28 protein-coding genes and 1 other RNA gene are annotated in these 23,420 nt (G+C 39.7%); 12 read left to right on the top strand and 17 right to left on the bottom strand.

The genetic code is table 11. The annotated features are described in order from the left end of the window. Positions 1-70: 70 nt before the first annotated feature. Positions 71-958 carry a diacylglycerol/lipid kinase family protein gene (locus AC0VYH_RS07665; RefSeq protein ID WP_475373612.1) on the bottom strand — a complete coding sequence of 296 codons (888 nt, stop codon included), beginning with the start codon at positions 956-958 and terminating at the stop codon, positions 71-73. 254 nt (positions 959-1,212) lie between these two features. On the opposite strand from AC0VYH_RS07665, the gene AC0VYH_RS07660 reads away from it, so the two are divergent. The 4 genes from AC0VYH_RS07660 to thiM all read left to right on the top strand — a co-directional run bounded on the left by AC0VYH_RS07660 (position 1,213) and on the right by thiM (position 4,441). Next, positions 1,213-1,437, top strand: a complete 225-nt coding sequence (locus AC0VYH_RS07660; RefSeq protein ID WP_475368789.1) for a hypothetical protein — start codon at positions 1,213-1,215, stop codon at positions 1,435-1,437. 214 nt (positions 1,438-1,651) lie between these two features. Continuing rightward, positions 1,652-3,295 (top strand): ABC1 kinase family protein, encoded by a 1,644-nt coding sequence (locus AC0VYH_RS07655; RefSeq protein ID WP_475373611.1) that lies wholly within the window; start codon positions 1,652-1,654, stop codon positions 3,293-3,295. After that, the gene (locus AC0VYH_RS07650; protein ID WP_475373610.1) at positions 3,288-3,530 is read left to right on the top strand and encodes a hypothetical protein; all 243 of its coding nucleotides are present in this window, start codon (positions 3,288-3,290) and stop codon (positions 3,528-3,530) included. The genes AC0VYH_RS07655 and AC0VYH_RS07650 overlap by 8 nt, the downstream gene beginning before the upstream one ends. A gap of 107 nt (positions 3,531-3,637) precedes the next feature. Next, positions 3,638-4,441, top strand: coding sequence for a hydroxyethylthiazole kinase (gene thiM, locus AC0VYH_RS07645; protein ID WP_475367069.1), 804 nt, complete (start codon positions 3,638-3,640; stop codon positions 4,439-4,441). An 84-nt stretch (positions 4,442-4,525) separates the two neighbouring features. Here thiM and AC0VYH_RS07640 read toward each other — a convergent pair whose 3' ends face one another. From AC0VYH_RS07640 to AC0VYH_RS07630, 3 genes are all read right to left on the bottom strand, one after another. Continuing rightward, entirely contained in the window at positions 4,526-4,732 is a 207-nt protein-coding gene (locus AC0VYH_RS07640) for a hypothetical protein (protein ID WP_194221010.1), read from the bottom strand. Positions 4,733-4,914: 182 nt separating this feature from the next. Beyond that, complete coding sequence (locus tag AC0VYH_RS07635; protein ID WP_475367068.1) at positions 4,915-5,169, bottom strand: hypothetical protein; 255 nt, start codon at positions 5,167-5,169, stop codon at positions 4,915-4,917. A 68-nt stretch (positions 5,170-5,237) separates the two neighbouring features. Continuing rightward, on the bottom strand, positions 5,238-6,089 hold the full coding sequence (locus tag AC0VYH_RS07630) for an MBL fold metallo-hydrolase (protein WP_475373609.1): 852 nt from the start codon (positions 6,087-6,089) through the stop codon (positions 5,238-5,240). A 169-nt stretch (positions 6,090-6,258) separates the two neighbouring features. Between AC0VYH_RS07630 and AC0VYH_RS07625 the strand changes: the two genes are divergently transcribed. Further along, complete coding sequence (locus tag AC0VYH_RS07625) at positions 6,259-6,921, top strand: peroxiredoxin (protein ID WP_194221007.1); 663 nt, start codon at positions 6,259-6,261, stop codon at positions 6,919-6,921. A gap of 167 nt (positions 6,922-7,088) precedes the next feature. Then, positions 7,089-7,718: a redox-sensing transcriptional repressor Rex gene (locus AC0VYH_RS07620; RefSeq protein ID WP_430242375.1), complete on the top strand. Its 630-nt coding sequence runs from the start codon at positions 7,089-7,091 to the stop codon at positions 7,716-7,718. Positions 7,719-7,765: 47 nt separating this feature from the next. On the opposite strand, the gene AC0VYH_RS07615 is transcribed toward AC0VYH_RS07620, so the two are convergent. After that, positions 7,766-8,392: a 3'-5' exonuclease gene (locus tag AC0VYH_RS07615; protein WP_430242377.1), complete on the bottom strand. Its 627-nt coding sequence runs from the start codon at positions 8,390-8,392 to the stop codon at positions 7,766-7,768. Between the two features lie 191 nt (positions 8,393-8,583). Between AC0VYH_RS07615 and AC0VYH_RS07610 the strand changes: the two genes are divergently transcribed. After that, the gene (locus AC0VYH_RS07610; protein ID WP_430242379.1) at positions 8,584-9,267 is read left to right on the top strand and encodes a bacteriorhodopsin; all 684 of its coding nucleotides are present in this window, start codon (positions 8,584-8,586) and stop codon (positions 9,265-9,267) included. A gap of 65 nt (positions 9,268-9,332) precedes the next feature. Here the strand turns inward: AC0VYH_RS07610 and AC0VYH_RS07605 are convergent, their stop codons facing one another. The 9 genes from AC0VYH_RS07605 to AC0VYH_RS07565 all read right to left on the bottom strand — a co-directional run bounded on the left by AC0VYH_RS07605 (position 9,333) and on the right by AC0VYH_RS07565 (position 16,965). Beyond that, complete coding sequence (locus tag AC0VYH_RS07605) at positions 9,333-10,100, bottom strand: TIM barrel protein (protein ID WP_475373608.1); 768 nt, start codon at positions 10,098-10,100, stop codon at positions 9,333-9,335. Between the two features lie 124 nt (positions 10,101-10,224). Then, positions 10,225-10,680: a hypothetical protein gene (locus AC0VYH_RS07600; RefSeq protein WP_475373607.1), complete on the bottom strand. Its 456-nt coding sequence runs from the start codon at positions 10,678-10,680 to the stop codon at positions 10,225-10,227. Between the two features lie 131 nt (positions 10,681-10,811). Continuing rightward, positions 10,812-11,564 (bottom strand): class I SAM-dependent methyltransferase, encoded by a 753-nt coding sequence (locus AC0VYH_RS07595; RefSeq protein WP_475373606.1) that lies wholly within the window; start codon positions 11,562-11,564, stop codon positions 10,812-10,814. Between the two features lie 150 nt (positions 11,565-11,714). Next, complete coding sequence (locus AC0VYH_RS07590; protein WP_475373605.1) at positions 11,715-12,905, bottom strand: dicarboxylate/amino acid:cation symporter; 1,191 nt, start codon at positions 12,903-12,905, stop codon at positions 11,715-11,717. 265 nt (positions 12,906-13,170) lie between these two features. Then, positions 13,171-13,416, bottom strand: coding sequence for a biotin/lipoyl attachment domain-containing protein (locus tag AC0VYH_RS07585; RefSeq protein WP_226612333.1), 246 nt, complete (start codon positions 13,414-13,416; stop codon positions 13,171-13,173). 400 nt (positions 13,417-13,816) lie between these two features. Then, complete coding sequence (locus tag AC0VYH_RS07580; protein WP_475373604.1) at positions 13,817-14,362, bottom strand: histidine phosphatase family protein; 546 nt, start codon at positions 14,360-14,362, stop codon at positions 13,817-13,819. Positions 14,363-14,388: 26 nt separating this feature from the next. Continuing rightward, the gene (locus AC0VYH_RS07575) at positions 14,389-14,952 is read right to left on the bottom strand and encodes an HD domain-containing protein (RefSeq protein WP_475373603.1); all 564 of its coding nucleotides are present in this window, start codon (positions 14,950-14,952) and stop codon (positions 14,389-14,391) included. Positions 14,953-15,330: 378 nt separating this feature from the next. Continuing rightward, entirely contained in the window at positions 15,331-16,416 is a 1,086-nt protein-coding gene (locus tag AC0VYH_RS07570; RefSeq protein WP_475373602.1) for a GerAB/ArcD/ProY family transporter, read from the bottom strand. Between the two features lie 57 nt (positions 16,417-16,473). Beyond that, positions 16,474-16,965 (bottom strand): CBO0543 family protein, encoded by a 492-nt coding sequence (locus AC0VYH_RS07565; RefSeq protein WP_475373601.1) that lies wholly within the window; start codon positions 16,963-16,965, stop codon positions 16,474-16,476. A 255-nt stretch (positions 16,966-17,220) separates the two neighbouring features. Between AC0VYH_RS07565 and AC0VYH_RS07560 the strand changes: the two genes are divergently transcribed. From AC0VYH_RS07560 to AC0VYH_RS07550, 3 genes are read left to right on the top strand one after another with little or no spacing between them, the layout of a single operon-like run. Beyond that, positions 17,221-18,801 carry a spore germination protein gene (locus tag AC0VYH_RS07560; protein ID WP_475373600.1) on the top strand — a complete coding sequence of 527 codons (1,581 nt, stop codon included), beginning with the start codon at positions 17,221-17,223 and terminating at the stop codon, positions 18,799-18,801. Positions 18,802-18,831: 30 nt separating this feature from the next. Further along, positions 18,832-20,025 (top strand): Ger(x)C family spore germination protein, encoded by a 1,194-nt coding sequence (locus AC0VYH_RS07555; RefSeq protein WP_475373599.1) that lies wholly within the window; start codon positions 18,832-18,834, stop codon positions 20,023-20,025. After that, positions 20,018-20,263 (top strand): hypothetical protein, encoded by a 246-nt coding sequence (locus AC0VYH_RS07550; protein ID WP_475368781.1) that lies wholly within the window; start codon positions 20,018-20,020, stop codon positions 20,261-20,263. Before AC0VYH_RS07555 ends, AC0VYH_RS07550 begins: the two co-directional genes overlap by 8 nt. Before the next feature lie 89 nt (positions 20,264-20,352). Here AC0VYH_RS07550 and AC0VYH_RS07545 read toward each other — a convergent pair whose 3' ends face one another. After that, positions 20,353-20,550, bottom strand: coding sequence for a hypothetical protein (locus AC0VYH_RS07545; protein WP_430242396.1), 198 nt, complete (start codon positions 20,548-20,550; stop codon positions 20,353-20,355). Between the two features lie 149 nt (positions 20,551-20,699). Between AC0VYH_RS07545 and AC0VYH_RS07540 the strand changes: the two genes are divergently transcribed. Together AC0VYH_RS07540 and splB are read left to right on the top strand one after the other, a co-directional pair. Next, positions 20,700-20,960: a transcriptional regulator SplA domain-containing protein gene (locus tag AC0VYH_RS07540; RefSeq protein WP_404682603.1), complete on the top strand. Its 261-nt coding sequence runs from the start codon at positions 20,700-20,702 to the stop codon at positions 20,958-20,960. An 11-nt stretch (positions 20,961-20,971) separates the two neighbouring features. Next, entirely contained in the window at positions 20,972-22,000 is a 1,029-nt protein-coding gene (splB, locus tag AC0VYH_RS07535; RefSeq protein WP_194220991.1) for a spore photoproduct lyase, read from the top strand. A 149-nt stretch (positions 22,001-22,149) separates the two neighbouring features. Here the strand turns inward: splB and ssrS are convergent. Both ssrS and AC0VYH_RS07525 read right to left on the bottom strand, forming a co-directional pair. After that, positions 22,150-22,333: non-coding RNA, 6S RNA (gene ssrS, locus AC0VYH_RS07530), on the bottom strand. A gap of 114 nt (positions 22,334-22,447) precedes the next feature. Beyond that, positions 22,448-23,362, bottom strand: a complete 915-nt coding sequence (locus AC0VYH_RS07525) for an AEC family transporter (RefSeq protein ID WP_430242398.1) — start codon at positions 23,360-23,362, stop codon at positions 22,448-22,450. Positions 23,363-23,420 lie beyond the last annotated feature (58 nt).

The following is a 23,420-nucleotide window of genomic DNA, read 5'->3' as shown; positions in this document are numbered from 1 at the left end:
AATTGGATAGGTGAATATTAGGAGGAAAAGCTTTTTCATATTAATAAGCTCTAAAGAAGAGTAGGTTTCCCTACTCTTTTGGTACAAAAATATTTAATTCGTTATGCATCACTTCTGCTTCGAACGGAAGGTGAATGCCTTCATCGCCATCGATATTTACAACAAGTTCATGACCCGATTCCGCTTTTAATTTCGAGGCTGGAAAATACTCTACTTGAGCATTATTTTGCAACTTTCCAATGAAGAGATCTGGTATGATTTTAAACACTTTTGGTAGAGAAAACTCTCTTAATATAAAGACATGAAAGTAGCCATCGTTCACCTCTGCATGCTGAGCGAATGACTGTATTCCTCCAACTGAGTTTGTTAACGCGATCAGCATTAAATAAGCTTTCCCATCCCATTGCTTACCGTCATATGTAATATTCAAATCGAATGGTGTTTTATCCTTTAATGCTTTGCCACCTTCAATTAAATAAGCGAGTGGACCAAATTTGGATTTTTGATCAGCCGTAACGTCATATACAGCTTCTGCAATGGCGCCAACTGCAAGTACATTCATGAAGTATTGATCATTTATACGTCCAATATCAACCGGTTTTGTATGCTGCTCAGATAGAACCTCTAGCGCTTTCTTAGGTTGCATCGGTATGTTGAGTGCTCTTGCAAAGTCATTCACTGTTCCAAGGGGCACGAAACCAAAATCAGGGCGTTCTGTTTCACGCGCTAAACCGTTCACCGCCTCATTGATCGTTCCATCTCCTCCCATTGCAACAACTGTATTAAAGTGATTCTCACAAGCAGCTCTTGCAAAACGAACAGCATCTCCCTCTTTTTCGGTATACTTCACCGTCACGTCTACATGGTTTTGTTCTAAAATGGCTAAAGCCTCATCTTCATATTTCATCGCTTTTTCTTTCCCTGAAGATGGATTAATAATCAACATGGCTCGCTTCACAGCAACGTCCTCCCTAAAACAGAAATAATAAATCTATTTAGTTCGTTCCCTTCTTTCTAAGCCTTGAAACAGTAGGATTTTATCAAATTGGTGGATACATAGAAATCCTTCTCAGATTAGTCGTTATATATGATTTTTTATAAAACCATATGACAAACATTTCCTCTCCCCTATAATAGAATGGGGTATTCGAACTCATGTAAAGAGAAACTTGATTAAATATGCTGTTTGGAGCACGGAAAGGAACTTTTCAAGTGAGGAATTATATGTATTTTGCAAGTAGTTTTATTTTATTATTCTTTTTTCTACAACTTCTATCGGGGATCATTTTAACAATGTTAGTCGAATCCCCCTCCTATACAAGCTTTGGAAATTATACGAGCGCAGAGAATTCTTTTCTTGTGACGATCATTATCATGGCGGTTTCAGCCGTCATAGCTTTTCTTATTCAAAAGTGGCTCAGTAAGAGACGAAAATAATGAAGATTTCACTCGAATGAGCTAACAAAGTTATTTAAAAAGGTTTATTAATAGGTAACATCTTTTGAAGTAATAGGAAAGATAATCCTCATCCCTGTCTCTTGTAGAGATAGGGATTTTCAATGTGTTCTTTAGCTGTAATAATTGTTTCTAATGAACGAAAATAGGCTATGTTAAACACTAAACGCCATTTATTCAGGAGTAGGAGTCGCATATGAAATATCATTCGCTGTATCGGATCATTGTGATCGTTTGGATGTCGGTTAAGTTCTTCATTCAACTCGAGCATTTCAGAAGAAAAAGCAAGCATTCATGGGACCAGGAACGCTGGCAGAAGCTGTTAAAGAAACAAGCGAGAGAATATAAGGAAAAAGCGATTCGTCTTGAAGGATTACTTGTGAAACTCGGACAGTTCCTCTCTACAAGAGCTGATATTCTTCCAAGAGTTTTTCTTGAAGAAATTGAAGATCTTGTTGACCGCGTCCCTTCTTTCTCTTGGGAGAAAGCAAAAAAGACTCTTGAAGAAGAATGGTCATCTGATTACGAAGATGTCATTGAGCAGCTTTCTGAACGACCAGTTGCTTCTGCCTCTATTGGTCAGGTATACAGAGCAACGTTAAAATCAGGTGAAGATGTTGCTATCAAAATCCGTCGTCCAAATATCCGTAAAATCATACGAGCTGACTTTCAAGCGCTCCGAATTGTCTTTTGGTTAATGGATACATTCACTTCTTATGGAAAACAGCTCGATCTTAGTAGACTTTATGATGAAGTTCGAAGCGTGATTGAAGATGAACTCGATTTTAAAAAGGAACTAAAAAACGGACTACACTTCCAGGAACGTTACAAAGACAGCCCAGGTTATCGCGTACCGAATTACGTATCTGAATGGTCAACGAAAAAAGTCCTTGTCATGGAGTGGATGGAAGGCGCGCGGATTACGAATCTTTCTTACATTAAAGAAAAAGACATAAACCGACAAGAGCTCGCACGTAAACTTTTGAAGGGCTACCTTGAACAGCTTCTTCAAGAGGGACAATTTCATGCCGACCCACATTCAGGGAATATTCTAATCCAAGAAGATAGCACAGTTGTTTTTATCGATTTTGGAATGGTTGGTCATATTGAAGCAAGAGATGCTCTATCGATTCGCAAGCTGATTACTGGAATCGTACTAAGTCAGTATCGTGATGTCACGGATGCCCTTGAAGAACTTCGGTTTCTTCTTCCTAATTCAGACAAGCGTCAGATTGAGAAAGCTATCCAGACACTTGTCACGTTATTTGTCGAACAAGATTTAACGATGATGGATGAAGATACGGCAGATCAAGTGCTGACAGAAGTGCAAACCCTTGTGAATAAACAGCCCATTCAACTCCCTAGTGAATTCGCTTTTCTAGGAAGAGCGATATCAACAATTGTAGGTATTCTGTACACATTGGACCCAGAGATTGATTTAATTGAAGAAGGAAAGCCGATTGTGCAGGAATGGATCAACCGGGAAGAATCAACTGATAAGCGCTATGATCCTAAGAAAATTTTGAAACAACTTTATGCGAGAATCACTTCCATTGAAAACCCTCTTGACCGATTGTCTGATGAGTTCAACCAACATCGAAAATGGGAAGAATCGATGAAGCAACGAGAAGTTAAAGCAAAAAGCATGTTGTGGAATAAGCATTATGGATTTATCCTTTTTTGCCTCAGTCTAATCGGATTCTTTATTAGTGAAGCCTTTGAAATTCAATCGTTACTCCTCCCTACTATGATTACTGGAGGAATCAGTTTACTCGTCATACTTCTTGCAGGCACCTTCGAGAAGCGACTATGGAAAAAAAGGAGCAGTAAAAATGAATGATGAAAAAGTAATGAAGGAAACAAGTGAAAAGCTCGGACGCTCTGAAGTGAAAGTGCAAGGTCTTCAAGATGGGTATCGTATTACAGTGAAAGGAAATGAAGAAGAGCTCAAGCAAAAACGACGCGTTGGCGGTGCCTTTATTAACCTTCTTAAACAACTTGAAAGAGCAGGCTATCGATTGCCTTTTCCATTTTCATGGATTCTGCGCTTCTGGAATCGGTATTCAAAACCATAGAAGATGAGGGAGCATTCCCCCTCTTTTTTATTTTCACTTCTTCCTCTTATTGGTACAATGAGGAAATGAAACCACTTATCATTGATTCACAAGAAAGGGTGTGCGCCATGGATAAGCAACACGCAGCAGAACTAATTACAAAAGTAAGAGAGACTTCTCCTCTCGTTCACAATATAACGAATACAGTTGTTACGAACTATACTGCAAATGGTTTACTTGCCGCAGGAGCTAGCCCTGTAATGGCGTATGCACGAGAGGAAGCGGCAGATATGGCGAGAATTGCTGGAGCTGTCGTCTTAAATATTGGTACACTTACAAAGGAAACCGTTGAAGCGATGCTACTCGCAGGAAAAGCAGCAAATGAATTGAACACCCCTGTTATACTCGACCCAGTTGGAGCCGGTGCTACTCCTTATCGAACGTCAACTGCTCGCCGCATTTTAAAAGAAGTCGACGTTCAATATTTGCGAGGAAATGCCGCAGAAATCGCTAATGTTGCAGGAAAAACATGGTCAATTAAAGGCGTTGATTCCATCGAAGGGGACGGAAATCGCGAAGCTCTTGCTAGAAAAGCTGCCAAGATGTTTGGCTGTGTTGTGATTGTAACTGGGGAAATTGATACCATTTCAGACGGCAACACTTCAATAAGACTAGGAAATGGTCATCCCATTTTAACGAAAGTAACCGGCACTGGATGTCTTCTCTCTTCCCTGCTTGGGGCATTTGCAGCCGTTGAACCAGACCCTATGCTCGCAGCCTATGGCGTTCTTGCTTTCTATGGAGTGGCTAGTGAAAAAGCCGCTCATCTCGTTGGAAACAGGCCTGGAGATTTTCAAATTGAATTACTTAACCAACTCTCTCTGCTCTCATCAAAAGAAATTGAAGAAAGCATTCAACTCATGCCGAACTAACGAAAAGGGGAGCGCGAATCAACATTCGCGCTCCCCTTTTCGTTCAAGGAATCAACCTCTTCTTCATCAAAAAACATACTCCTATCAATGAGCAATAAAAAAGCAATCCTCCACGCCTTTGAATGTATAGACTACTTTTTCAAGCAACGGATGGAAGTAAACAATGAGATAATCTCCGCTTCGATCGATGACTCGTTTACCCCAATGATACACTGGATAATCCTGCATGGTGCATGATTCTGTTTCGACTTCGGAAGTGATCCAATCGATCACTTTTGCTTCCTCATCCATTACTTCCCCCTCGAGAACTTACTGATAGGTGAATGTGTACTACACTTTCTTCTCTACACCATGACGCCCATCCACCGAAAGTGCTCTATTGTTTAAGACATATCTCACTTGTTTTTCTATTATTACTTTCAAAGAATATCCCAATTCATGTAAAAACCTGAAGCAAAGGCTTCAGGTTCGTACTAAAACAAGAGGCCAATAATTCCGGCCAGGATGCCAAAGACGATGGCGATAATATACCAGATCACCGCAAGAACAACGATAAGCCAACCGATTCCTTTTCTACCTGTTTGAATGAAATAAACCCCAAGTACGATTGGTCCAAATATCAAACCGATAATGGCCCAAAAGAAGGAACTCTTATCTCGTTTCTTAGCATCTATAAATAAGAAAATGGCGATAACCACATTTACAATAAAGCCAAATGACATTTCCATACGTTCACCTCATTTCTAGAAAAATGTTTCCCTTTAGTTTTACATTCTAAACTGGGCATCTATGTTATTTACGTGAGATCAACGATTAACGTATCGAATGCAAAGGATATCTTCTTATTTTGTAGAAGGGTGTTTTCCACTTGTTTTAGATCATCAAAGCTTAATTGATCGGGTTCTTCGATATGTGTTAGAAAGACTTCTTTCACTTGAAGCTTCTCAATGATTTCAAGCGTCTGACGAAACGTTGCTTCTTCTTTAAGTACAGGGTGATCAGCGCTTATTTGACGTTTCCCAGTAAGAGGGTGAAATTCGCAAACACCTGTAGGCAGCACCGCAACATCCAATTCTCCAAGCTCCGGTGGTTCCCAACCAAATAACTCGTCAGGCGCAATGAGAATACGTTTGCCCTCCCCCTCAAACAAAAAGGCATAAACATAGTCCTCTGAAAGGCGAAACGGTGTAATCGTTACCCCATTAAGACTCACCTTGTCTCCATCACTCAGTTCATGAAGCGATATGTACTTCTGACTTTCAAAGAAAGTTAGATGCTCAGCTGTGCCTAATCTTGTTTGAAAATCGATGGCTACTTGTTCTGGAAGATAAACGTCCGTCGTTGTTCCTTTTGCAGGATGATTAATCCAATCGGCATTCACTGTTTCGAGTACCCTTCTCCCCATTACATGGTCGGGGTGCCAATGGGAATAAAAGACGCCATCAATGTTTGAAATACGTGATCGATTTAACTGCATGTAACTATCTTCAGGTGTATCAATCAAAACATTGGGCCCATGAATAAACACGCTTGGACCAGATCTACTGTAAGGAAGTCCCTTTTCTCTTGCTTCCTTGCACACGTCACATTGACAGAGTGGGCGCGGGATCGCCATAGCGCCACCAGTGCCAAGAAATTCGATTTGCATCTCCTTACTCCCCTCTCATAATTTGGAATCATTTTTCTCTCTCTCATTCTATCTTTTACTTTCTATAAGAAAAAGACTAATTTTAACATTTGTCACAAAATCGACTGTTTATTTCAAAATGAGAAGGGAACACCATTCATAGATTCAAATTGAAGGAGGATGTTTTGAGATGTCAGAACAACAAACTGAAGTCACATACCAGCTTCCAAGGATCGGTTCACCTGCCCCCGATTTTACCGCAAACACAACTCACGGACAGATTTCATTAGACGATTATAAAGGTAAATGGTTTGTCCTATTTTCCCATCCTGCAGATTTCACACCTGTATGCACAACAGAGTTTGTCGCTTTTCAGGAAATTTATCCTGAGTTGCGTAAACTTGACGTTGAGCTAATTGGACTCAGTGTAGATAGCGTTTCCTCTCATCTTGCATGGGTGCGTAACATCGAGAAAAACTTTGACACCGAAATTGAGTTCCCCGTAATAGCGGATCTTGATCGCAACGTAGCAACACGATATGGCATGATTATGCCTGATGAAAGTCAAACTGAAACGAGTCGGGCCGTATTCGTCGTAGATGATAAGCAGGTTGTTCGAGCTGTTATCTATTATCCTCTTACTACTGGACGGAATATGAATGAAATCATGCGATTAGTTAAAGCTTTGAAAACAACCGATGATCACGGTTCACCAACTCCCGCAAATTGGGAGCCAGGAGATAAAGTGCTCGTTTCTCCTCCTAAGACACAGGAAGCAATGAAGCAACGTGAAAATGAGGATGATCTCGAATGCATCGACTGGTATTTATGTAAAAAAGAACTTAATGAATAAAGCTGCTATCAAATCGGCCTAATTGGCCGATTTTTTTTGGGGATTAACTTAACTTTTTTATTGCACGTTATCCCCTCTAGTTCTTTTGGATTATTTTCCAAATTGCACTTTGCTAGATTAAGATTATAATAGAAGGGAAAGCGTATTAGTTTGACGGAGGTAATGTTATGAAAAAGGAAGAGAATAAGCTTCCAAATGCAACCATTAAGCGGCTCCCACTCTACCTCTCTTACTTAAAAAGCGTTAAGAAATCGGGACAAAAATCGATTTCATCTGTAGAGATTGGAAATGCACTTAATTATAAATCAGACCTTGTAAGGAGAGATTTTTCTAAGATAAAAGCCCCAGGACGAAAAGGGGCTGGATATGAAGTGAAAAAGTTAGTCAACCACCTTCACCTGATCGTGAACGAGAAGACTGAACCTGAAGCTGCGCTAATTGGCGCCGGTCGCCTTGGGACAGCACTTCTTCACTATAACCATTTAAGAAAGTCGACTCCTAAAATCAAAATGGCGTTTGATAATAACCCAAAAATAGTAGGCAAAACGATTGCTGGTGTTCCGGTCTATCATATCGATGAAATGTATGACCGCTTAACCCCCACCGTCACCGTTGCTATTCTCGCTATTCCTGCCGCTTCAGCACAGTTAATTTCTGAAAAACTATCTGAGACAGGAATTATTGGGATAATGAATTTTTCTTCGGCCTACTTGCAACTTCCCGCCAACGTTCACCTACAGCAAATTGACTTGGCGAGAGAGCTTGATACATTATCCTTCCTCATTCACTTCTTCTAAACGATTGCAGAAGTAAAATAGGTTAAAAAAACCCATCACCAAATTCGTTAGCGAATTTTTGGTGATGGGGTTTTCTTTGTCACTCGTTTTTTATTTAACTTTGCTGGTTCATACCCATTATCGAACAACACACCGTTTGCCGTACCTGTTCTATCCACAAGTTCATTTACATCGCTTGCATTTAATGTCTCTGCCGCTTTCAAGAAAATCAGAGCCGAAGCACGTGCATCATCCAGCGCGTGGTGATGATCAAGATCGATCCCAAGGTAATCAGACACAACATTTAATTTATATCGGGGTAATGCCCACGTTTTTTTCGATAAATTCACCGTACAGTTATAAGCAAGTATCGGATAAGGTAGGCTATATTGATCGAGAACAGCGCGTAAGACGCTCATATCAAATTGAGCGTTATGCGCGATAAGGAATTTCCCCTCTACTAACTCACGAATTTCCTCTTTCCATAGAACGTCGAACTCAGGCGCGTCGGCTACGTCCTCTTCTGTAATCCCATGAATGCTAATGTTAATGCCTGCAAAATAATTTTGTTTTGGTCTCACCAATCGATAGTACTCTCGAATAAGCTCCCCATTCTCGTATTCTACGAGACCAATGGAACAAACGCTTCCTCTTTGCGAATTAGCCGTTTCAAAATCTAGTGCAACGAAATTCATATCGTAACTCCTTTATCACTCAATACTTCCATCTTAAAATGTTCTCCTTAATCCGTCTACCTATTTGATTGTTTCAATATAACTAGCCTTTGTATTTAGTAACAAAATTCCATAATTACTCTATTAATAATGAATAAATTCTTTCCCAAAGCCAATAATGGATATCACGTTAAGAATATAGAGGTGAAACCATGAATTCAATTGATATTTCGCTACACATTTTTTATTTTATCGTCATGATCTCAAGCGCCATTTATTTTTATCTCCTAAGTCGAAACCCAAAAGGCGTTCCCTTGTATGAATATGTTGTTGCCATTCTAATCACAGGATGGTCTGGGGTCGCTTATTTATCGATTGCTTTAGGGCAAGGAATATTAGAAAGACCGGAAAAAACAATTTATTTTGCACGCTATTTAGATTGGGTCGTCTCGACTCCTCTCTTACTACTATCACTTGCCTTAACTGCTATGTTCTACCAAAGTAAAATCAATCGCACACTCATCGCTTCTTTGATTGCAGCTGATGTATTCATGATTTTAACTGGTCTCATTGCAGATTTTTCATCGGAATCACTAAAATATGTTTGGTACACAATGGGACTAGTTGCTCTCGTCATCATATTAGTCATTATATGGGGACCGCTCAAGAAAATAGCGGATGGTTCAAACGAGCAACTTGCAAAGCATTATAAGCGAGTAGCGATTTACTTAACATCTTTTTGGGTTCTTTACCCTACCGCATGGTTTTTCGGGTCATCAGGAGTTGGCGTAACTGCAGGCATTATTGATACTCTAGCCTTTATCGTTCTTCCGATATTCTCGAAAGTAGGATTTGGTCTACTCGACCTTCACGGATTACGAAAACTAAATGGATAATACCATAAAGAGCTACAACTCCCAGTGGAACACTGGTTTTTGTAGCTCTTTATGATTTCTAACCACTATTCAACATGCTCTAAAATGGTCTCTCTAAATTCCGCTAAAGCTCGATCCGTTTCTATCGTGTAGCCGCATTCCAATCCAACAAAACCATCAAACCCTGTCTCTTTAATTGCTTTTAAGATGTTCGTATAATTTAACTCACCTGTCCCTGGCTGATTTCGCCCAGGGTTATCAGCGATATGATAGTGATGGATACGATTCCGATAGTTCGTCGCGTTTCGAATCACATTCCCTTCCGTAATTTGCTGATGATAAACGTCGAAAAGAAGCTTTACATGAGGACTATCAACTTGATCGATGATCGAGACCGCTTGATCCGAATATTGAAGAAAGTGCCCTTCGTGATCAACAAGGCCATTTAAAGGTTCTACTTCAAGCACCATTCCAGACTCTTCACATAGCGCTGCACTCCGCTTAAGAGTATCAATCATGGCATCTTGTTGCATCTTAATTGGCGCATCAATCATAACGTTCCCCGTTTGTGTAATTATTGAAGTTGTTCTAAGCCTTTTGCATGCTTCAATTGTTTCAGTTAGTCCACTAAGAAAAAGCTCACTCATTTCAGGATTAACTAGATTGAAAGACCTTGTACATGTTGCTGTAATTCCAACCCCAATACGACGTTGTGCTTTAGCCACTTCTATTAGATCGAGCTCTGTCCAATCATAATATTCGAGTCCATGAAAGCCGTGTTCTTTCACTTTCTCCAAATGAGTAATCACATCGTCACCAGGATAAGCACCGATACAAAGAGAATATTTCAACAATCACTCAGCTCCTAATAGTCGTTATGACGGTCTATTTACTTCTTAAACACCATTTTTCAGGTGTTTCCTATACCTATTAAGGTAATCATCTCTACTTATCTGCTTTCAAAGAGTGCTCGTTTCGTTAAATGAAATATGGAAAATAATATCCGAAAGAAACAAAGAGTCCAACCGTCGTAAAAAGAAGTGTTCCAACAAAAAAAGGATGACGTGATCCTCCCCTATGTATGGCAACCGCACCTGATTCAAAACCACTATGAAACTTTCCAACAGTGCGACTTGCGTTTTCTTGAAAGGGTCTAAAATAAGCGGGTAGCCAAATAATAGCTATAAGCAAAATACTTCCTACGAACCATGAATCGATGAAATTCCAGCCGCTCATGACCGATATGGCGGCCACTAATCCACTCTCAAACAGTAGCGTAACAACGAGAAGCAACCCATACCGGTTAAAAGAGCCAAGTTTACTTAACAAATGTTTTTCAATGAACGCAGAAATCTTACTTAACGCTCCTGCTACTGAAACAGCTACTATTAAAAAGCCCATGCAAAAAAAGAATTTTACAACCAGATTAATCACATCCTCTAAGAGATAGTGGCTTCTGCTTCGAAAGAAATGCTTCTCTTAAAGTACGGATCAGCTTACAATAAGTTCCATATCATCCGATGGAAAAACTATAATATCTCCCTCAAAATCCAGAGCTTACTAACTTATTTAACCGCTTTAATAATCATCGTAGTTGGAAATTTCTTTGCTTTGTACAAAGAATAATATCGATCTGAAACAGTTATGTCTTCCTCAGACATAGAAGAAGAAACATCACTTTCAATCACCTTTTTTATCGTAAATCCCGCCTGAATTAATTCATTTATGTAAGTCGCCATTTTCCGTTTATGAATCGTCATGGTGACGCCTTCGCCTTTGAAATCTTCAAATGTATGAAGACCTTCATTTTGGTAAGAACCGTTAAGTGTCACGTCCCCCTCTTTACTTTTCAAATGAACATATAAAGGATGATCCCAGCTAAAAACAAAGCTTCCTCCCTCCTTTAAGTAAGAGTAAATCAATGCGAAAGTTTTCCTTAGATCTGTTGTCCATCCAATCGCATAAATAGAAAACACATGATTAAAATAGTTTTTAGGAAGGCCAATCTCTTCTTCCATTGGCGCACAAAAAAGATTGGGGGATAAACCTGATAACGTTTCCTCAGCCTTATGTTTTTGTTCTTCAGATAAATCGACGCCCCACAGTTCTTCTGCTCCATTATTCGCCATATACCGTAATGAATGCCCACTACCATACCCAATCTCAAGTACTTTACTTTTCTCAAGCTGATCAAATAGCTGGAGCTCATTCTCCGTTTGAGCAAAAGGGCCATACGCAGGTAGCGCGTCTACCCCGTTAAAATGATGAGCAACTTTATTCCAACTTCCTTTGTTTTGTTCCAAAATCGTATTTTTCATATTCCTCTCCTCCTCCAACTACTTTCATTTCGAGAGGATAATAGGAGAATCCTTTTTCTCAAACAAACCTTACAGCAGCGGTGGCTTATTATGAACGAAATAGATTGCGAGAGAACATCAAAAAGGACAGGCATCTGCCTGTCCTAAATGTTATCCTGCTTTTGCAGTGTCTTTCAAAGTTGCTTTCTTCGATGTTAATCGATCCACAAGGCCTGACAAAGCCCCATCACCTGTTACATTACAAGCTGTACCAAAGCTATCTTGTGCAAGGTATAAAGCGATCATTAGTGAGACCATCGTTGAATCGAATCCAAGCATTGTTTCTAACAGTCCGATCGCCGCCATAACAGCACCACCTGGTACACCAGGCGCCGCAATCATGGTAACCCCAAGCATAAGGATGAATGGAATGATCGCAGCGAATGTAGGCTCCTGTCCATTCAAAAGCATAACCGCCATCGCACACGAGACAATCGTAATCGTGCTCCCGGAAAGGTGAATAGTCGCAAGGAGCGGAACGCTGAAATCAGCAATTTTCTCTCGTACACCATTCTTTTTCGTTTGTCTTAGCGTGACTGGAATTGTAGACGCTGAAGACTGAGTACCGAGCGCTGTAAAATACGCTGGCATCATTCCTTTCAGAAGTTTGAAAGGATTACGAGATGTCGCTGCACCAGTAATGCTATATTGAATCAAAAGCATTGTCATATGAAGAAGAATAATCATGACGAACACTTTGGCAAAAACACTTAAGATTGTTTGGACTTGTCCAGCACTTGTCATGTTTGCGAAAATGCCAAGAATATGAAGCGGTAGTAATGGAATAATGACGTAGCTAATCACTTTCTCAACGATTGTTCTAAACTCAATCATAACCCCTTTTAGCATATTCCCCTTCATCGCAGCCATGCCAAGTCCAAGTGTAAACGCTAGAACGAGTGCCGTCATAACGCCCATCATAGGAGGAATCTCAACCTCGAAGAAAGGCTTTAATAACGATTCTTCAGGATTCGCCATCTCTGAAGCGGCTCCCCCGGTTTCAAGGAATAAAGGATATAAATTTCGTGCAGCAAAGAAAGCTAGCAAACCAGCTAGAAATGTAGAAAGGTACGCAACTGACGTTGTAACCCCAATTAACTTCCCTGCACCCTTCCCAATTTCACCAATTCCCGGTGCAATAAATCCAATAATAATGAGAGGAATCGCGAAACCTAGAAAGTTTCCAAAAATCCCATTGAATGTAGCAAATAATCGTACGGTCCATTCAGGGAAATAAGCTCCAATAACAATTCCAAGGGCAATGGCAATAAGAATACGTGGCAACAGTCCAATTTTCTTCATAGTGTCCTCCATACAAAAACATTTGTCCATCTCAGGTGTAATATATGTGTACTTTACTAAAAAAAGAGTCATCCTGCAAGACATATTCGTTAGAAACAAATAAGAAAGTTTGATCAACAAAGTATTATATGGATAAGTTGGATATTATTCTCATATCGGATCAAAAAAACGAAAGACGCAAGCGCTACGGTAAACCGTAACATGCTTGCGTCAGATCTCGCTCCTTCTATGATCATCAAGCACAGTGCTCAGCTATGAGCGAGCATCAGTCGCTTCCTGTTACAAAATCATCTTCTTTCATTGAGGCAAGAATGTAACCGCCAGTTACACGATCATTCTCCTTCACATGAAGTTCAGAAATTTCCCCGCTTACTCCAAGCGTAATTTTCTCGGTATTGCCCTGTCCATTGCGAATGACAAACATTGGCTCCCACTCATATACTCGAGATGCATGTTTGACGAATACTTTCTCGATAACTCCCTCACATGGACAGACCACTGAACGATTCATGGTTTCTTTCCCCTTTCCAGCTTGTAATAGTTCCTGTATGGAACAGTTTGTTTTCTATACTTCCATGATATGTTTCGCATGCTTTTCTATGATGCAAAACGAATATTTTCTTTAACCTTGCGTCCATTTTACCTGCTTTTTTCTTTTTGACAACCCCTCTATTTTATGAAAACCCTTTATAAACTAGCAGATTTAATTTAATAATTGACCAATTACATTTTGCTAAGATAGCGTCTCTTTCTTGCGAATTACTATTTGATTCATCACTTCATGTAACTAGTAATCTCATAACCTCGCATACTATATTAACTACACAGTGTTTATTGAAGCAAACAACATTACTGAAAATATTTCAACATAGTAAAAACTGATCAAAAAATAAAAAGTAAAATGATTCGTTCTATTCTTTCCAATACGTAACACAAGCCCAATTGGCTGAGGCTTTATCTCCCTGTAACTTCCAGCTTCGCTTCTCTAACTCCCGTCCAATAATGCGATTGAAAAAGCCATGCCCAACTAAAACGAGAGATTCCTTTGTCATTGCACATTCCTCTAAAACATCAGCGGCTAACTTAGCACGCTTTCTCGCTTCCTTTCGAGTTTCTGCTTGGTTTGATAAACCAATAAACCAAAGCAACCGATAAAAGACTGTCCACATTTGAGGTTTGATCTTCAGGAAGCGTATGTTGTAAAAGGGGAGTTCTAGTTCTCGGAAAATCGGATCGCTTTGAATCGTAGTTGCCTGCTGCGCTGATTCTAGAGACCTCGGCAAGTCACTCGTTAATACTAACGGTACTTGTTGTAAAATAGCTTGAACAAGTTTCGGAGCTTCATCACATATTCCTTCTCTATTATATTGACTAACCCATTGGCAATAAGCCTCACTAGTTAACCGGTTCGAAAAATCGCAGACCGATTTTCCTTGTCGTATTAAACTTATTTTCACCTGATCCCATCCCTACCTTTATTAGCTCATGCTTCCTCATTCATTTTCTTAATCGTTTCTTTATCAATTTCATCACGTATGGATTTTATTATAGCGTGATCCTTCACGTACTCTTTCCCATAAGTAAGGTTAAATTCATAGTCAAAACCAGGGGGATTCGTGCCCTGGGTATGTTGTATAATCGTCTCCATTTTATCAAGAGCTTTTACAAACTTAGCTTCTTTCGTTGAGCCTCTATTATACTCCTGACAAATTGTAAGAATGTCATTTTTCCCCTTATCACTAAGGGATGATGTGAGTCGTTGAACAGCCTCTTCCTCCTTTTGTACTTTCTCCTTTTGATCGACTTGAACCGTAGCAGAGATATCCCCGTCATATGCTTCTCCAAGATCGTGAACAAGGCACATAATCAGTACTCGTTTTGTATCAAGCTCTGGAAACTGATCGCTTAAAGCAAAAGCAAACATTGCGAGCCTCCAGGAATGTTCGGCCACGCTCTCTCGTCGACCGCTTCTCATGTAGGCAGTTCTTGTCGTATCCTTTAATCTTTCAAGTTCCTTAATGAACGTAATCATTTGATAAGCATCCATGAATGATATCCTCCTTCTTCCAAGATGCTATGACATCCTTGAGTCAGTAAGTGCGAAAAATCGTGATTGTAGCATTGCTTATTGTTCTTTATATGTAACTAATCTCTCTTTCGTCCCCTTAAAAGTCGATTTTCCATTCAAAAATAGTCGTAAGATGACTCTTAGATACAAACATTTAATTATGAGTTGTCCGCTAATCACCAACCATATTATTCCATTATCATAAACTTTTTCTCCACAGTAAAAAAGAGAACAGGCGATACCTAAAGGTACCACCTGCAGAGAGAATATAGGTCTTATTTCTTTTAGGACGGAGATGGTAAAGAACCAACGGTAAACCTACACTAAGGCTAGCACGCTCTTCTCCAATTCGTTCTATTAAATCAACTTTCTACCTTTTGCAACTAGAATTAATAACATGGGGAATCCAACTCCATAGATCGATGCATAAAGGGTCCATGTTTTCGATACAAAATCCTGCATATAAATAATGTCAGGATAACTAATTTGTGCTAAAACCAAGCTCCCTATTCCAAGAGGAAATAACAGCAGTCGATAGTTTTGAACGCGAAAGATATGCGTTAATGTACGTGCTGAGGTGTAGAACAAAAGAACTAACTTAAAATAAATAGAAAGCATCCAAACAATCGCCACGATGACTTCAATTCGTTCGACGATTTTCCCGATGCTAATTTTCTTTGCAAGAATATACGTAGGATACGTATATCTTGCTGTGAAATCCGCTCCTAATACAAGGATTGTTGCACAAATAATAACAAACAAAACGACGCTACCCATCGCAGTTCCTTTTAAGAATGAAATGCTCAATTTATTATGTTTGTCTACGTGTCGATAGATCATCAGAAAGGCAACTAATTCGAGAAATGGCAAACCAATAAAGGGAATAGAAGCCTTGATAATTGGCTTAACACCGTTTTCCATTATCGGTTTAATCGCTTCAAATTGCATTTCAGGCATAAGTAGAATGGTTAGCAAAATGAGCAGACAGAAAATCCAAGGGAAAAAGATTTCACATGCTCTTGCAATGGTTTCTATCCCCAGGCTTGCGCCCATAATAACGACGATCATAAAGATGGTGAAAATAATATATAGCGGCGTTTCAATCAAGATTTGGGTCGTTAAAAAGTCTCCAATATTTCTGAGGACAAGAGCTGCAAGAAGAAAGAGAAAGGTGAAAAATAAAAGCGATGCAATCTGACCAATCCATTTGCCGAGTACTTTCTCACTCGCTTCAACAATCGTCATATCAGGAAATTTCTTCATAAAATACCCATAAAAAACAACGAGCATTGTTCCGACTCCAATTGAAACGATCGCTGAAATCCACGCATCTTGTTTTGCTACAGCAGCTAGACCCGCAGGAATAATTAAGATGGAGCTTCCAATTATGTATAAGGCAACTAACCATGAGAATTGACGCGTATTAATGATTTCCTTTGCCATCGCTCAGACGCTCCTTTTGATAGCTGGAACCTTATAGTTTTACTTCTTCCTTATCGATTATACATAATGAAAAATGACTAATAGAAGCATCGAGATGCCTATCGATAATGGAAGTGCAATCGTTTTATTCCGGTGATGAAGGTGCACCATCGGAAACATCACAATAATAAATAATAGTGACCATGCCAGGTTCCATCCATTGTGATAAGTAATCATCTCAGCTTTAGAAGCTATACATTCCACAAGCCAAAATCCTGAAATCCATTTCACATTGTACAGAAACCTTCTTTTATGCATTGGATAATTAGACAGATAAAGTAGAACAACTAAAGGATTAACAACGAGGTTATGTAGTAAATGAACATTAAATTTACTAAAGAAAATGTCTTTTTTAAACTCCCAAAGATGAAATTCTTCATACGATATCGTTTCATAAACGGTTGCTGCTAAAGCAATATAAAGCATACTAGGATAGTATTTTTCCCAATTTCTCCAATCACCTTTCCAAAAAACAAAAAACAGTAGCGTGATAATGAGGACAATGTTCATTGTTATTCACCTAATTCATAACGGTATGTGTTTCGTATCATCATGTTTATTTTGGATAAGGATACGCTACTTACCATAGCAAAAACATTTTTACATATTTATACAAAAGTAGTATGCATCTTTCGGAGCCGTTTATGCATAATAGGGGAATTTTCGCTCAGTTTTATGCCAATATCGATTTATGACGTTGAGGTGGATAAAAACCATTCGATGTGAAAACCTACTTAATGAAGAAAATAATGTGGGGGATTTGTGATGAAACGCATAAGGCGGTTAAGGGAAAACAAAAAACGTAATGAAAAGGACTCTTCCACCGATAGTACTTCTAAAGACATTAGCCTGGATCTTCAAAAAAACATAGTGAACATAAAGAAAATGCTAGGAGAAAGTTCTGATTTAACGATTAGAGAGATTCATTCTGGTACAGATGAGACAAAACTTATCGCTGTCATTTTTATTGATGGACTTGCAGACAAAGTAATGGTCCAGGAAAGCGTCATTGATCCATTGATGCTCGATATTCGAAAAACGGATATAGCGGTGAACGTCATACAACATGCTAGTTTTTATGAGATCCTAAAGCATTTCTCTCTTGCTGCCTGTGAATTAACAGAGGTTCATCGTTTTCAACCCTTATATGATCATCTCCTTTCTGGAGATACAATCATACTTATTCAAGGTGAGTCTAAAGGATTTGCTATTGGTTCAAGAAACTGGAAGGATCGCGACGTTAATGAACCCACTTCCCAAACTGTCATTAGAGGGCCGAAAGATGGTTTTACGGAAACAATACGAACGAACACCGCGCTGCTTAGACGAAAAATCAAAGATCCCTCTCTTTGGATCGAAACGAACCCAATCGGCCATAAGACCAAAACAGATGTTGCCCTCGTTTATTTAAAAGGTGTTGTTGATGAGAGTATCTTGAAAGAAGTGCGCGATCGGTTAACGAAAATTGATACTGATAGCATTTTGGAAAGTGCCTATATTGAGGAATATATTCAGGATAATACCTACACTCCCTTCCCAACGATCTTCAACTCTGAACGACCTGATACGATTGCTGCTGGCATATTAGAAGGCCGAGTAGCCATAATCGTTGACGGAACACCATTTGTCCTTCTTGTCCCAACTTTATTTGTTCAATTCTTTCAATCAAGTGAAGATTACTATCAACGTTTTGATATAAGCGTAATGGTTCGTTTCTTGCGATATATCTCCTTTTTCCTTGCTTTATTAACACCTTCTGCTTATATTGCTGTGACAACCTTTCATCAAGAGATGCTTCCTTCCTCCCTTCTCATTAGCTTAGCAGCACAGCGAGAAGGGACGCCTTTTCCAGCACTGATTGAAGCTTTGTTAATGGAACTTACCTTTGAGGTGTTACGTGAAGCGGGTATTCGTATGCCTCGCGCTGTTGGCTCTGCTATATCTATTGTTGGCGCACTAGTTCTTGGACAGGCTGCAGTTGAAGCAGGTATCGTTTCTTCTGCAATGGTAATCGTCGTCTCAATCACAGCTATTAGTAGCTTTGTTATGCCTTCATTTAACTTAGCCATTTCTCTTCGAGTGCTTCGCTTTCCGTTCATGTTTCTTGCTGCAACATTTGGTTTATTTGGGATTATCATCGGTATTATTGCAATGGTCCTTCACTTATGCAGTTTGCGCTCATTTGGCGTGCCATATATGTCTCCTATGGCGCCCATTATCCCGAAAGACCAAAAAGATAGTATTCTACGTGCGCCGCTTTGGAAACTACGGACACGCCCTTCGTTCATTAGCAAAGGCGATGAAACAAGAAATACCACTCCTCCACCAAAACCAGAATCAAATTAATTTGAGGATAATAAGAAGGTGATCATGGACATGAGAGCTTACGTATATCGACTTGCCACTTTGTTAACATGTTTATTTCTGTTAACAAGCTGTTGGAGTAGTAGAGAGCTTAACGAAATAGCGATTGCTACAGCCATCGCTATTGACAAAAGCGATGAAGGTTATTTGCTGACCGTTCAAATCATTAATCCAGGAGAAATCGCCTCAGATAGTCCAACAAATCGGACGGCTACGACAACATATCGTTCTTCTGGCGAAACGCTATTTGAAGCTTTTCGGAGATTAACGGTGCAAGCACCTCGAAAGGTTTATTTTTCTCATGTTCAAATGATTGTGTTTGGTGAAGAAGCAGCCAAAAGCGGCATTGTCCAATCGCTTGATTTTCTTTCTAGAGACCATGAGATGAGAACGGACTTCCTTCTTGTTATCGCAAAAGACACACGCGCCGGTCAACTCCTAAACATTTTAACACCTATGGATAAAATTTCGTCTAGCAAAATTGTCTCCTCACTCAAAATGTCTGAACAAAACTGGGCCCCTACTTATGCAGTAAAGCTTGATGAATTATTAAATAAGCTGTCTAATGAAGGAATTGAGGCTGTACTTACTGGGATTGTTGTCAATGGCGATCCTAATGTAGGCAAGAATAGCAAAAACCTCGAAAAAACAGAGCCCTCAACAACTATTCAAATTGCTCATATCGGAGTCTTCAAAGGAGATAAACTAATCGGCTGGTTGAACGAGGATGAAAGTAAAGGTTTTAATTATTTTATCAACAATGTCACAAGTACTATTGTAAATGTCCCTTGTTCACAGAAGAATGCTTCCATTGAAATCATTAGTGCAAAATTGTCCATTGAGGGACACATGGAGAAGAACGTCCCACATATCGAGGCAACCGTTCGAGTAGATGGAAATGTAGGTGATTTGGAATGTAATGTGGATCTTACAAACCCAAGGACAATACGAATGTTTGAAGCAATGGTCGAAAAAGACATTCAATCTAAAATGGAGTCAGCTGTTTCTGCAAGTCAAGATAAATTCAACAGTGACATCTTAGGTTTTGGGGCCCTCATTCATCGCGAACATCCAGATCAGTGGCGAATGTTGAAAAATCATTGGAATGAGGAATTTAAAAACGTCGAAGTGGATTACACCATCCACGCAACCATTCAACGTACCGGAAACATCACCGATTCTGTTCAAAGAAAGGATGGTGAGTAAAACGATGTGGTTTATTATCGCTGTCGGTGTAGCCTCGATTCTAGTTACCGTTATGGAAGCAGCCAAATTACGAAAGAAAAAGCAATTGAAAGACCTTTGGGTATATAGCATCCTTCTATGTATCAGTTTTACTTTCTTAGTTCTAAATAAACTTCACATCCATATCCCAACCCCACTTACGATCGTGAATTTCATACTCGAACCATTGAGTAACGTATTGTATGGATGGTTGCAATAGGTAGGCGGTGCCTGTCACCACCCGTTAATTGTCATATTGTGTCGTATATAAGCAAAGACGCCGTTGAATTCGGCGTCTTTGTAATATCTCTAATGTCCTTCTCTTTTCCATACATAATACGCTTCTGGATTTTCTAATTTTCTCACCCATGTGCTTTTCTTCGGAGCGACACGATCAGAAACTTTGTACCATACCCCACCTTTCATTTTTCGATATAGCTTTAAACGGGCAAATACTCTGTCACTAAAACTTAGTGAAGGCAATAGTTTCCTCAAGTATTTCATCATGCCTTCACGCACCTCCCTTACTTTCAAGTCAACAGAACATCGTATGCGCTCGTTTTAGACTTCATGACTAAAATAGGCGTTATTTACCAGAAAGGAAATGTCACTCTTGTGGAACAATGAGGAAGAAGAACTTGAAGGAGTGATAAAGAATGGACTTGCACGATTCCACTTACGAGTCAGGACAAGACTACCAAGCAGGTGATGTTGTCTATGTGATGTACCGCAATCCTCATACTTACAGCGTGGCTAACATTCAGGAAGCAGCCGTTGTGAACGATCCTGATGAACCTGGTAAGCTTGCCTTATTTTTGTATGAAACATACTACCCGCTTGATTCTGATATGGCGATCTATCATTCAGAAGCAGAAGCTGAACAGGCCTATGCCACATACTTTGGATCCATAGAATAGGAGGGCTTCCATTGGTCAAACCCTTTGTACCACAGCTCGTCTACATGGAACCACGAGCGTTAGAATATCCACTTGGAAGGGAACTACACGAGAAGTTCTCTAAAATGGATATTGAGATTAGGGAAACAACATCACACAATCAAGTACGAAACCTTCCTGGGGATAATCACTTCCAGCAATATCGAGTCGCTAAATCTACTCTCGTCGTTGGGGTAAGGAAAACGTTGAAATTTGATACGTCTAAACCTTCCGCGGAATATGCGATCCCTTTTGCAACTGGTTGTATGGGGCACTGTCATTATTGCTATCTCCAAACAACGATGGGCAGCAAACCCTACATACGCACGTATGTAAATACAGATGATATTTTTGATGCTGCAGAAAAGTATATGCAAGAACGAGCACCTGAACCTACCCGGTTTGAAGCATCCTGTACATCAGACATCGTGGGCATTGATCACTTAACGCATACATTAAAACGTGCGATTGAGTACTTTGGAAAATCTGATCATGGACGTCTTCGATTTGTGACGAAATTTGCACATGTGGATCATCTACTAGATGCGGATCATCAGGGAAGAACACGGTTCCGTTTCAGTATGAATGCAGATTACGTTATTAAATTTCTAGAACCCGGAACTTCCAGACTTGATGAGCGCATCGAAGCAGCCGCTAAAGTCGCTGAAGCAGGCTACCCACTGGGCTTCATCATCGCGCCTATCTATTTGTACGATGATTGGAAGCAGGGCTATCTGACTCTATTTGAGAAGTTAGAAGCCAAACTTCCTAAGAGCGCAACGAAGGACTTAACATTTGAACTCATCCAGCATCGATTCACAAAACCAGCTAAGCGCGTTATTCAAAAAAATTACCCAATGTCTAAGCTTGAAATGGAAGAAGAAGATCGCCTTTATAAATGGGGGAAATATGGTATTGGAAAGTACGTTTATCAGAAGGATCAGCAGCAGGACATGAAAGACACATTCGGAAGCTATATAGATAAGTTCTTTCCAAATGCAAAGCTAGAGTATTTCACGTAAGGACTTAGGCGGTGACAGGCACCGCCCGTTTTAACTCGAACCCTGTCGAAACACTATTACTCAAAAAAGGCATGGAAGCGAAGTCGCTTCCATGCCTTTTATAGGTACAGCACCATTTAATTTAAAAAGAAAAAATAAGCAAATTTAAACCCAACCCCGCTTCGTCGTCACTATAAGTGTCTCAAAGCCCGCGTAAAAGCAGGTGGGTACCCGCACAGCTACCTTTAACGTCCCGCTCAGAAGGCCGGCTTGTTATTAGCAACTGGATTTAGAGTTCCCGGAAAACTAGCATCGGTTTGAGACAACCGTTGTTAACGTGCGTTGCAGGAAATGGGTATTGCTTATGACTATACTCTACACCTTCGTTTACTAAAAATCAATGGTTGCGATTTCCAGTTCCGTACACTTTCTCCCTTTCAATAGTAGGACAAAAGAGTACCAGTCCATCTAAAACAACCAGCGACTTAATGAAATAACAGCCGTAACTGTGATCATGCTGAGAACGGTTGAGGCAAGTACAATCTGTGCAGAGAGTTCCGGCTCATTTTCATACTCCTGAGCAATAATAGCACTGTTCACAGCTGTCGGCATGGCTGATGAAATCAATAACGCTTGGGCCGTAATCCCGTCAATACCTAGTACAAAAATAATCCCCAGTGCAATGGCAGGTCCAAGCAACAGACGTAGCATTAAACTTACATAAACAACAGATAAATTTTTCGCGAACCGAAGCTGAGCCACCTGAGCTCCTAACGTTAACAAAGCGATCGCCACCATCGAATCACCAATGTACCCGGCAGGTATTAATACAAATTCAGGCAGTTCTACATGGAGTAAATTAAATCCGACTCCAAGAACCATCGCATATAAAACAGGCATTTTAAAATACCCAAGAAGCGCATTTAATTTATTTCCTTCTACCGTCTTTAAAGAAAAGATTCCCCATGAGAACGTGAGAATGTTTTGAAACGTTAAGATAATAACTTGAATCGACATAGCAAACGGATCATGCTTAAATACAAGATCATTTACCGGTACGCCATAGTTCCCTGAATTGTAGAATAAGATGCTGTTTGTAAACGATGCGCGTACACTTCTACTATAGCCGAATAAACGGCTAATTAAATAAGAAACAACATATAAAATCACAATTAACAAACTAAAAAAAGTAAGCACCGATAAAAACAACGATAGCGAAAAAGCTGTTTCATACAGTTTCAAGAAAATAAAGCCTGGCACAATGAAATAAATATTTACTTTCGCAAGTGTGTACAAATCAAATTGAAAAATACGATGCAGTAAAACACCGATGCCAATGAGAATGAACACGGGTACAATAATTTCAATAAATACACCAATCACAAAGAGTCCCTCAATTCAGTACTGCATTTTATCTACGTATACAGTTTACATGAAAGAG

It is taken from the genome of Anaerobacillus sp. QJM3NY_32 (genome assembly GCF_056173645.1).
The sequence above is the reverse complement of the archived record's forward strand: the minus strand, read 5'-3'. Positions and strand labels throughout refer to the sequence as shown.

Bases quoted from the DNA above. Each gene is read 5' to 3' on its own strand.
- AC0VYH_RS07640 (WP_194221010.1), bottom strand. From the start codon at position 4,732: ATGGATGAGGAAGCAAAAGTGATCGATTGGATCACTTCCGAAGTCGAA.
- AC0VYH_RS07620 (WP_430242375.1), top strand. From the start codon at position 7,089: ATGAAAAAGGAAGAGAATAAGCTTCCAAATGCAACCATTAAGCGGCTC.
- AC0VYH_RS07610 (WP_430242379.1), top strand. From the start codon at position 8,584: ATGAATTCAATTGATATTTCGCTACACATTTTTTATTTTATCGTCATG.
- AC0VYH_RS07590 (WP_475373605.1), bottom strand. From the start codon at position 12,905: ATGAAGAAAATTGGACTGTTGCCACGTATTCTTATTGCCATTGCCCTT.
- AC0VYH_RS07565 (WP_475373601.1), bottom strand. From the start codon at position 16,965: ATGAACATTGTCCTCATTATCACGCTACTGTTTTTTGTTTTTTGGAAA.
- AC0VYH_RS07625 (WP_194221007.1), top strand. From the start codon at position 6,259: ATGTCAGAACAACAAACTGAAGTCACATACCAGCTTCCAAGGATCGGT.
- AC0VYH_RS07545 (WP_430242396.1), bottom strand. From the start codon at position 20,550: ATGATGAAATACTTGAGGAAACTATTGCCTTCACTAAGTTTTAGTGAC.
- AC0VYH_RS07585 (WP_226612333.1), bottom strand. From the start codon at position 13,416: ATGAATCGTTCAGTGGTCTGTCCATGTGAGGGAGTTATCGAGAAAGTA.
- AC0VYH_RS07615 (WP_430242377.1), bottom strand. From the start codon at position 8,392: ATGAATTTCGTTGCACTAGATTTTGAAACGGCTAATTCGCAAAGAGGA.
- AC0VYH_RS07575 (WP_475373603.1), bottom strand. From the start codon at position 14,952: ATGGATGCTTATCAAATGATTACGTTCATTAAGGAACTTGAAAGATTA.
- AC0VYH_RS07595 (WP_475373606.1), bottom strand. From the start codon at position 11,564: ATGAAAAATACGATTTTGGAACAAAACAAAGGAAGTTGGAATAAAGTT.
- AC0VYH_RS07540 (WP_404682603.1), top strand. From the start codon at position 20,700: ATGGACTTGCACGATTCCACTTACGAGTCAGGACAAGACTACCAAGCA.
- AC0VYH_RS07630 (WP_475373609.1), bottom strand. From the start codon at position 6,089: ATGCAAATCGAATTTCTTGGCACTGGTGGCGCTATGGCGATCCCGCGC.
- thiM (WP_475367069.1), top strand. From the start codon at position 3,638: ATGGATAAGCAACACGCAGCAGAACTAATTACAAAAGTAAGAGAGACT.
- AC0VYH_RS07635 (WP_475367068.1), bottom strand. From the start codon at position 5,169: ATGGAAATGTCATTTGGCTTTATTGTAAATGTGGTTATCGCCATTTTC.
- AC0VYH_RS07560 (WP_475373600.1), top strand. From the start codon at position 17,221: ATGAAACGCATAAGGCGGTTAAGGGAAAACAAAAAACGTAATGAAAAG.
- AC0VYH_RS07650 (WP_475373610.1), top strand. From the start codon at position 3,288: ATGAATGATGAAAAAGTAATGAAGGAAACAAGTGAAAAGCTCGGACGC.
- AC0VYH_RS07555 (WP_475373599.1), top strand. From the start codon at position 18,832: ATGAGAGCTTACGTATATCGACTTGCCACTTTGTTAACATGTTTATTT.
- AC0VYH_RS07655 (WP_475373611.1), top strand. From the start codon at position 1,652: ATGAAATATCATTCGCTGTATCGGATCATTGTGATCGTTTGGATGTCG.
- AC0VYH_RS07570 (WP_475373602.1), bottom strand. From the start codon at position 16,416: ATGGCAAAGGAAATCATTAATACGCGTCAATTCTCATGGTTAGTTGCC.